The organism is Microbacterium sp. Leaf351 (assembly GCF_001423825.1).
Taxonomy (GTDB): Bacteria; Actinomycetota; Actinomycetes; order Actinomycetales; family Microbacteriaceae; genus Microbacterium; species Microbacterium ginsengisoli.
Map to the genome: position 1 here is coordinate 70,552 of NZ_LMPK01000009.1, position 8,963 is coordinate 79,514.

At 71.6% G+C, this 8,963-nt stretch carries 7 protein-coding genes and 1 pseudogene; 3 read left to right on the forward strand and 5 right to left on the reverse strand.

The features are described from left to right. Nucleotides 1-369: pseudogene (locus ASG00_RS16755) on the forward strand (MBL fold metallo-hydrolase); the annotation flags it as partial. Nucleotides 370-456: 87 nt separating this feature from the next. Here the strand turns inward: ASG00_RS16755 and ASG00_RS03610 are convergent. Genes ASG00_RS03610 through ASG00_RS03625 form a run of 4 tightly spaced genes read right to left on the reverse strand, consistent with a single transcriptional unit; the run spans nucleotide 457 to nucleotide 4,575 of the window. After that, a complete protein-coding gene (locus ASG00_RS03610) occupies nucleotides 457-726 on the reverse strand; it encodes an HPr family phosphocarrier protein (protein WP_045248468.1) in 270 nt (89 codons plus the stop codon). 26 nt (nucleotides 727-752) lie between these two features. Beyond that, nucleotides 753-2,777 carry a PTS fructose transporter subunit IIABC gene (locus tag ASG00_RS03615; protein ID WP_056206962.1) on the reverse strand — a complete coding sequence of 675 codons (2,025 nt, stop codon included), beginning with the start codon at nucleotides 2,775-2,777 and terminating at the stop codon, nucleotides 753-755. Between the two features lie 41 nt (nucleotides 2,778-2,818). After that, entirely contained in the window at nucleotides 2,819-3,793 is a 975-nt protein-coding gene (locus tag ASG00_RS03620) for a hexose kinase (RefSeq protein ID WP_056207109.1), read from the reverse strand. Beyond that, complete coding sequence (locus ASG00_RS03625; protein WP_056206964.1) at nucleotides 3,790-4,575, reverse strand: DeoR/GlpR family DNA-binding transcription regulator; 786 nt, start codon at nucleotides 4,573-4,575, stop codon at nucleotides 3,790-3,792. The genes ASG00_RS03620 and ASG00_RS03625 overlap by 4 nt, the downstream gene beginning before the upstream one ends. A gap of 153 nt (nucleotides 4,576-4,728) precedes the next feature. On the opposite strand from ASG00_RS03625, the gene ASG00_RS18670 reads away from it, so the two are divergent. Both ASG00_RS18670 and ASG00_RS03635 read left to right on the forward strand, forming a co-directional pair. Beyond that, complete coding sequence (locus ASG00_RS18670; RefSeq protein WP_056206966.1) at nucleotides 4,729-6,840, forward strand: ArnT family glycosyltransferase; 2,112 nt, start codon at nucleotides 4,729-4,731, stop codon at nucleotides 6,838-6,840. Between the two features lie 80 nt (nucleotides 6,841-6,920). Further along, nucleotides 6,921-7,808: an aminoglycoside phosphotransferase family protein gene (locus ASG00_RS03635; RefSeq protein ID WP_056206968.1), complete on the forward strand. Its 888-nt coding sequence runs from the start codon at nucleotides 6,921-6,923 to the stop codon at nucleotides 7,806-7,808. A 368-nt stretch (nucleotides 7,809-8,176) separates the two neighbouring features. Here the strand turns inward: ASG00_RS03635 and ASG00_RS03640 are convergent, their stop codons facing one another. After that, nucleotides 8,177-8,959, reverse strand: coding sequence for a hypothetical protein (locus ASG00_RS03640; protein WP_056206971.1), 783 nt, complete (start codon nucleotides 8,957-8,959; stop codon nucleotides 8,177-8,179). Between the last annotated feature and the right edge of the window lie 4 nt (nucleotides 8,960-8,963).

An 8,963-nucleotide genomic window follows, 5' to 3' on the forward strand; every position in this document is an offset into this window, starting at 1 on the left:
GTCGACGCCGGCGGGTTCACGCTGCGGTTCTTCGGCGGCCGCCACAACGAGATCCACTCGAGCATCCCGATCGTCGACAACCTCGGGGTGCTCGTCGACGACAGGCTCTACTACCCCGGCGACTCGTACGCGGTGCCGAAGGGAGTCGACGTGGAGCTGCTCGCGGCGCCGGTCGGCGCTCCCTGGCTGAAGATCGGCGACGCGATGGACTTCGTGCTCGCGGTCGCGCCGCGCCACGCCTTCGCGACCCACGACATGACACTCTCCGTGGCCGGCCGTGACATGGGGCGCGCGCGGCTGCGCTGGGCGACCGAGCAGCACGGCGGTGCGTTCCATGATCTCGACCCGGAGCAGTCGGTCGAGATCTGACCGGGCCGCGTCAACGACGAAGCGGGATGCCGCACCGAGGTGCGACATCCCGCTTCTGCGTGCCGATCAGACGCGCAATGGCCCGGATTACTCCGCGTCGAGATCGGTCTCGAGCAGGGCGACGAGTTCGTCGAGCGCCTGCTCGGCTCCGTCACCATCGGCCTTCAGCGTGACGACGGTGCCGTGCGCGGCGCCGAGCCCCATCAGGGAGAGGATGCTGCCCGCGTTCAGATCGGGGCCGCCGGCCACCGCGATCGTCACGGGGATCTTCTTCTCCTGAACCGCCTGCACGAACAGCTTCGCGGGGCGGGCGTGGAGTCCGGAGGCGCTGGCGATGGTCGCCTGGCGTTCGGCCATGGTGTATCTCCTTCGTAACGGTGTGTTCAGTGTGCGGCGACGGCCTGCGGCACCGCGGCCAGCTCAGGCTCGTCGGCGACGATCTCGAGAGGGCGGCGACGCGCGAAGCGCTTGAGCAGGATCACGACCACCGCCGTAACGACCGTACCCACCGCGATCGAGAGAATCCACAGCGGGAAGCTGTCGATGGCGAAGAAGACGAAGATGCCGCCGTGGGGTGCCTTCGAGGTGACGCCGAAGGCCATCGACAGGGCACCGGTCACGGCACCTCCGACCATCGCCGCGGGGATGACGCGGAAGATGTCTGCGGCGGCGAACGGAATCGCACCCTCGGAGATGAACGAGAGGCCGAGCAGCCATGCCGCCTTGCCGTTCTCACGCTCGGCGGGGCTGAACAGCTTGCGCCCGAGCACCGTGGAGGCGAGGGCCATCGCGAGCGGCGGCACCATGCCGGCGGCCATGACGGCGGCCATGATCTCGAGGTAGCGGTTGTCGCCGGCGATGCCGGCGGCGAGGTTCGCGGTCGCGAAGCCGTAGGCCACCTTGTTGACGGGTCCGCCGAGGTCGAAGCACATCATGAGGCCGAGGATGATGCCGAGCACGATCACGCCGACACCATTGAGGCTGGAGAGCCAGTTGTTCAGGGCGGTCACCACGAACGCGATCGGCCCGCCCAGGACGAGGAGCATGAGCCCCGACGCGAAGATCGACGCGAGCAGCGGGATGATGACCACGGGCATGAGACCTCGCAGCCAGCGCGCGACCTCGAAACGACCGAGCCACCAGGCGGCGAGACCGGCGAGCAGACCGCCGATGATGCCGCCGAGGAAGCCCGCGCCCATGTAGGCCGCGACCGCACCGGCGACGAAACCGGGGGCGATACCCGGGCGGTCGGCGATCGCGAAGGCGATGTAGCCGGCCAGGGCGGGCACGAGGAAGCCGAACGACAGGGCGCCGATCTTGAACGCGACAGCACCGAGGTACACGTTCAGCGGGTTCGCGCCGAGGTTCCAGAGGGTGGAAGCGCCGAGCACCTTGTCGGCGTTGAAGGCGATCTCGTAGCCGCCGAGCAGGAAGCCGAGCGCGATGAGCAGACCGCCGCCGGCCACGAACGGGATCATGTAGCTGACGCCCGTGAGCAAGGCCCGCTTCACGGTGCTGCCGAGGCCGCTGCGTGCGGCGGGGGCGGCGGCGACGGGGGCGCTGCCGCCGGCGCGACGGGCCGACGGGTCGGATGCCGCGGCGGTCGCCTCGCTGATGAGCTTCTCGGGCTCTTCGATGCCGCGCTTGACGGAGGCACGCACGAGAGGCTTGCCGGCGAAGCGGCCGGGCTCGCGCACGTCGACGTCGACCGCGAAGATGACGGCGTCGGCGGCGTCGATGACCGACTGGGCGATCGGCTTGTAGCCGCTCGATCCCTGCGGCTCGACGACGAGGTCGATGCCGTCCGCGGTGCCTGCGGCGGTGAGGGCATCGGCGGCCATGAAGGTGTGCGCGATCCCGGTCGCGCATGCGGTGACCGCGACGATGCGCGCGGGGCGGCCGTCGACGGTGTGGCGCGCGGCCCCGGTGGGAGCCGCCGCGGCGGCCGGTGCCGTCTCGCCGGCGATGGCGCGGTCGACGACGGAGACGACGTAGGCCGCGTCGCGGGCGCCGCGCAGCTGCGCGGTGAAGTCGTCGTTGAGCAGGTTGCGCGCGAGCTTCGAGAGCACGGCGAGGTGCTCCTCGGCGGCGTGCTCGGGAGCGGCGATGAGGAACACGAGGTCGGCCGGGCCGTCGGGAGCGCCGAAGTCGACCGCGGGCCGCAGGCGCGCGAACGCGAGCGAGGCCGTCGTGACGGCGGCGCTCTTGGCGTGCGGGATCGCGATGCCGCCGGGAAGGCCGGTCTCGTCCTTGGCCTCGCGGGCCCAGGCGTCGGCGAACAGCGCCTCGGCGTCCGTCGCACGGCCGGCCGCCACCACGCGCGCAGCGAGCGCGCGGATGACCGCCTGCTTGTCGTCGCCGAGCGATGCGTCGAGGACGACGAGCTCCGGCGTGATGATGTCTGACACAGTGACCTCCGTGGTCGCAGTGGGGTGGGTGGTGGTGGGTTTCAGTGGTCGGTGAGCGGGACGCTCGCCGGCGCGGGGAGTGACGAGATGGGGATCTCGTCGACAGGTAGGTCTGCGTGGGTGGGCGCCTGGGTGCCGGGCAGGGATGCCGCGGCCGCGCCATAGCGGATGGCGGTGGCGAGCCGGGTCGACTCCTCGGCACCGTCGAGGTCGGCGAGGAGGTAGCCGGCGAGGGAGGAATCGCCCGCGCCGACGGTGCTGACCGGGCGGATGGGCGGGGGACGCCCGATCCAGGCGCCGTCCGCGGTGACGAGGAGCGCGCCGGCGCTGCCGAGGGTGATGAGCGCCGCGCCGACACGGGTCGGAACGAACCGGCGTGCCGCGGCGACGAGGGATGCGGGGTCGGCGTCGCGCGCCGCGTCGTCGTCGAGCAGCGCGGCGAGTTCGTCGTCGTTGGGCTTGATGAGGTCGGGGTGGGCGTCCGCGACGACCGCGGCGAGGGCGGGGCCCGAGGTGTCGACGGCGATGCGCGGCGCGTGCGCGCCCCACCGCCCGCGGGTCGCGGCGATCACGTCGACGTAGAGGTCGTCGCCGGCGCCGGGCGGCACGGACCCGGCGAGCACGAGCCAGCGGGCCCCGGCCGACGCGGTCACGACGGCTTCGATGAGCGCAGCCCGTTCGGCGGCGCTCAGCTCGGCGCCGGGCAGATTCAGCTTGGTCGTCTCGCCGCGGGGATCGGTGATGGCGATGTTCGAGCGCACGTGCCCGGCGACCGGCACCGCACGAGCGGGGATGCCCGTCGCGCGCAGCACGGTGTGGAACGGATCCTCCGGGGAGAGCGGCAGCACGGCGACGGCGCGTTCTCCCGCGGCGGCGGCGACGCGGGCGACGTTGATGCCCTTCCCGCCGGCATCCTCGCGTGCGGAGACGGCGGCCTGCACCTCTCCCGGTGCGAGCGGGCCTGCGAGGGTGACGGTGCGGTCGAGCGAGGGGTTGGCGGTGAGCGTGACGATCATGCGCGCCACACCTCCACATCGGCGAAGGCGAGTACCGCGGCGAGCTCGCCGGTCGGGTCGGCTTCGCTGACGAGCACATCGATGTCCTCGACCCCGGCGAACCGGCGCAGCGACTCGCGCTGGAACTTCGAGCCGTCGACGACCAGGATGACGCGGCGCGCCGCCCGCACGATGGCGGCCTTGACGGCGGCCTCCTCCATGTCGGGGGTGCTGAGGCCGAAGTCGGCGGAGATGGCGTTGGTGCCGACGAAGGCGATGTCGGGACGCAGCTGGGCGATGGTGGCGACGGTCGTCGCGCCGACGGCCGCGGCCGTCGCCGATCGCACCCGTCCGCCGATGACAGTCAGGGAGACGCGGGGGGCGTCGGCGAGGGCAGGTGCGAGGGCGATGGAGTTGGTGATGACGTCGGCTGTCGCGTCGACGCGCGCGAGGCGCTCGGAGAGCGCGTCGGCGACGGCGGCGGTCGTGGTGCCGGAGTCGAGGAAGATCGAGCCGGTGAAGCCGGCCGGGATGGCCTCGAGCGCGCGGCGGGCGATCGCGATCTTGGCGGCCTCATGCTGCGTGCGTCGTTCGAGCACGGTCGGCTCGATCGTGCTGATGCGGTCGGTGGAGACCGCTCCCCCGTGCACCCGACGCAGAAGGCCGGCGTCTTCGAGCACGGCGAGGTCGCGACGCACCGTCTCGGTGGTGACCTGGAACCGCTCGGCGAGGTCGATGACCGACACGCGCCCGTCACTGGTGACGAGCTGTTCGATCAGCGCGTGGCGCTCCGTCGCGTACATGGACCCTCCTTGGACATCCACAAAGTACAACACCAACACACACAAAACAACATCCAAAGCAACATTGCCCCACACAGCCACTCCTCGCCGTCCACAGACACCTCATAGACTTCGCCGAGACCGGACATCGAGTCGCCGCATAGCGTCGCCGACGTGACATCCATAGCCCCGCCTTCTCAGGCCGTACCCGTCTCTCCCCCGGCCTCGGTCGCCGCTCGTCGGCGCTGGGGTGTCTGGCCCCTCGGATTGGTCCTCCTCGGTCTCGGCGCCGCCGTTCTCACGGCGTGGGGCGTCTGGAACGGATCGCAGTCCGACTACTACGCATCCATCGCGCTGTCGATGAGCAAGAGCTGGTCGAACTTCTTCTTCGGTGCGTTCGACCCCGCCGGCACCGTGACGCTCGACAAGATCCCCGGCTCGTTCTGGGTGCCCGCACTGTTCGTGAGAGTGTTCGGGTTTTCGACCTGGGCGATCATCCTGCCGAATGCCCTCGCCGCCGTCGGCGCCGCGCTCATCACCGCGGTGACCGCCAAACGGGTCGCCGGCACCACCGCGGGTCTGCTCGCGGGCGCCGTCGTCGCGACCACGCCGATCCTCGTGGCCGTCTCGCGCTCGAACCAGCCGGAGTCCTTCTTCGTGCTGGCGATCGCCGCGGCCGCCTGGGCCGCCGTCCACGCGGTGCAGAAGGCGAGCTTCGGATGGCTCGTGGCCGCCGGCCTGTTCATCGCGGCTGCCTTCCAGTGCTACATGCTCGAGGCTTGGGCCGCGTGGCCGGCGCTCGGCATCGCGTACCTGTGCAGCCGGCAGCCGTGGGTTCGCAAGATCTGGACGCTCCTGGTCGCCGGCGTCATCAGCGCCGCGGCATCCGTCGCGTGGATCGTGATCGTCTCGCTCGTGCCGGCGTCCTCGCGGCCCTACATCGGCAGCACGCTGCACAACAGCGCCTGGGAGATGGTGTTCGGCTACAACGGTCTCGGCCGGTTCGGTTCGAGCACCGCCGACAGCAGTGCCTACAACTCGTTCACTCCGCCGTTCTCGGGCAGCGCCGGCATCTTCCGCCTGTTCAACACGCAGCTCGCCGGGCAGATCGGCTGGCTCGTGCCGGTGACGCTGCTCGCCCTCGTCGTGCTCTGGATCGCCAAGGTGCCGCGCACCATCACCGTGCTGATCGGTGTCTGGTTCCTGACGTACGCCGCGATGTTCTCGGTCGTGGCCGGCATGCACCAGTTCTACACGGCGTCGCTCGCGGTGCCGATGGCGCTCGCGGTCGGCCTCGCGTTCGGCGCAGCCCGGAAGGCGAACATCCGGTGGGCGCAGGCATCCCTCGTCGGCGTCGCCGCACTCACGGCGTTGATCATCGGCATCTCGTACGGCGGCTACTCGATCGTCGTCTCGATCCTGCAGCTGGTCGCCGCGGCGGTCGCCATCGGCCTCATCTACTGGGAGCGCGCGCGCACCCGCCCCCTGCGGTTCGTGACCGCGCTCGTCGCCGGAGTGGGCCTGCTGCTCACCCCGACGGTCTGGTCGGTCGTGACCATGTCGCACCCGAGTTCGATCAACCCGGTCGCGGGCGGCGTGGCGGACATGAGCGGCGGCATGGGTGGTCCCGGCGGCGGACAAGGCGGTCCCGGCGGTCAAGGCGGCTTCGGCGGTCAGACCCAAGGCGGCTCGTCCTCGGCCCAGGGCGGCCCCGGCGGGTTCGGCTCGCAGAGCGGTTCGTCGAGCAGCCAGGGCGGGTTCGGTTCCGGCGGCCCGGGTGGCGCGGGCGGCCCCGGCGGATCGAGCGCGCAGGGCGGCCCCGGCACGCAGGGCGGTTTCGGCGGATCCAGCAGCGGCTCCGCGCAGGGCGGTCTCGGCGGCCAGGGCATCGCGGGCATGTCGAGCTCGTCGTCGTCGGACGCCGAGCTGATGACCTGGCTCGAGCAGCACGCGACGTCGAGCACCGAGTACCTGGTCGCGACGTTCGGCGCGCAGCAGGCGGCCGGGCTGATCATCGGTTCGGACGGCGGCTCGGTGCTCCCGATCGGCGGTTTCAGCGGCAGCGACCCGGTGCCAACGCTCGCCGAGTTCCAGGCCCTGGTCTCCAGCGGCAAGCTCACCTACGTGCTGCTGAGCGGAGCGGGCGGGGGCGGCGGCGGCATGGGCGGATCGTCGTCGGGCACGTCGAGCGAGATCCAGTCGTGGGTCGAGCAGAACTGCTCGAGCGTGAGCGACTCGCCGAGCTCGAACCTCTACTCCTGCTCGGCATCGAGCACCGGGTCCTGAGGGGCGCGGCCTCAGACGACGGATGCCCCGGCTCTCCCCTCGAGCCGGGGCATCCGTCTGTGTCGGCCTAAGGTGATCGGATGCCGGACTCCCCCGCGGCCGACCGCGTGATCGATGAGCTGCTCGTGCGTGGGCTGCTGCGGGCCGCCACGCCCGAGTTCGCCGAGGCTCCGCTCGCGTTCGCCGCGGAGGGCTGGGACTGCGCACTCTGGCGGGTGGGCGAGCACCACGCCGCCCGGTTGCCGCGGCGCGAGGTCGCCGATGCGCTGGTGCGGCACGAGCAGGAGTTCCTGCCGGCGATCGCCCGCCGTCTCGCGACCGCCGGAGTCGGCGCCCCCGCTCCCCTGGTCGCGGTGCACGCGAACGAGGCGACACCGTTCCCGTGGAGTCTCGTGCCGTGGTTCGACGGCGAGGCGGCGATCGACGTGCCGCGCGCGGAGCGCGGAGCGTGGGCCGGCCCGCTCGCCGCGGGCATCGCCGCGCTGCACATGCCCGCGGCATCCTTCCCCGAGAATCCGTTCCGCGGAGTGCCTCTTGCGGCCCGGGACGCGTCGATTCGGGCGCGGCTGCGCGAGGCTCCGGTGTCGGCTGCCGAGCACGCACTTCTGGATGCCGCGTGGCACGACGCCCTCACGGCAGAACCGCACATCGGGCCGCCGGTGTGGCTCCACGGCGACCTGCACCCGGGCAATGTCGTGGTGCGGGGCGGGCGCCTGGTCGCGCTGATCGATTTCGGCGACCTCACCGCGGGCGACCCCTGCTACGACATCGCCGTCGGGTGGCTCGCGTTCTCGCCCGTCGACCGTGCCCGGTTCCTGGCGGAGGCGGGTGTCGACGAGGGGAGCCCGCTCGCCCTCCGGGCGCGCGGCTGGGCGGCGGCGTTCATCGCCGTGCTGCTGTGCGCGAGCGACGACAACCCCCGCTACGCCGCCGAGGCGCGCGCGGCCCTCGCCGACTTGGCGCGCTAGATCTGCCCGGCTCGCCGTGCCGGCGCGCGAGGTCTGCCCGCCTCGCCCCGAGCCGCCGCGGAGAGACCTCTCGCCGTGGCGCTGTACCGAACGCAGGCGATCACACGAGCGCAGGAGAACGCCGCGGCATCCGTCCTGTTCTCGCGCCATCGCCTGTCTCCACGCGCGAGACGCCCGGCGCCGCCGCGGGGCGGCGTCTGGCCGCGGCGCTGCACCGCACGCAGGCGATCACACGAGCGCAGGAGAACGCCGCGGCATCCGTCCTGTTCTCGCCAGATCGCCTGTCTCCACGCACGGGACGCTGCCCGCACGAACGACGACGCCCCGCTCCGCCGCTGCGGAACGGGGCGTCTGACGGATGCCGCGGCTCAGGCCTCGCTCATCGCGGTCTGCGCCGCGAGCTCGGCCTGACCCTTGGCGGCATAATAGGCGGCGCGGGCCGCGTCACGGCGGGCCTGCTCGGCCTGGCCTGCGTCGAGGGTCTCCTGCGAGATCGGCACGCTCTCGACGTGGTTCACGCCGTGGTACTTCTCGATGTACGCGTCGAGCTCGGGGCCTGACTCCCACGAGGTGATGAGGCAGTAGCGGGGCTCGTTGCCGAGGTGGGTGGCGGCGTGCCACAGGCGCTGCGTGTCGATGATCAGCTGCGCGCCGGCCGGCAGCGCGATGCGCACCTCGCCTTCGGGATCGGTGCGGTTGTGACGCAGCACGAAGTAGCTCTCGGTGTCGTCGGTGAGGTTGAAGAACCCGCGCACGACCCAGCCGGTGCCGTCGGGGTTGAGGCGGTTGTTGTCGTCCTGGTGCAGGTTGTAGAGGCAGTCGCCGTAGCTGTTGGGCTGCAGCTCGATGATGCGGCAGCGGCCGACGTTCGCGCCCGGCTCGAGCGCACGCTCGGTGAGAGTCGGGGCGAGCTCCGTCTGGGCGGGGATCCACACGCCGTCCTTGTCGGTGCGCGGCGGCTTGTGGTTCCAGAAGCCGTTGCATTCGATCTCGCCGAAGGCGCTTGCAAGCGGTGCGAAGCGCGTGTCGCCCGACGACTTCCAGTCGACGTACTCGATGTCGAGCCACTCCTTGGGGTCGAGCGGCTTGTTGTAGCTGTCGAGAACGACGTAGCCGGTCTCTTCGAGCGCGGCGGAGGTGATGTAACCCATGAGG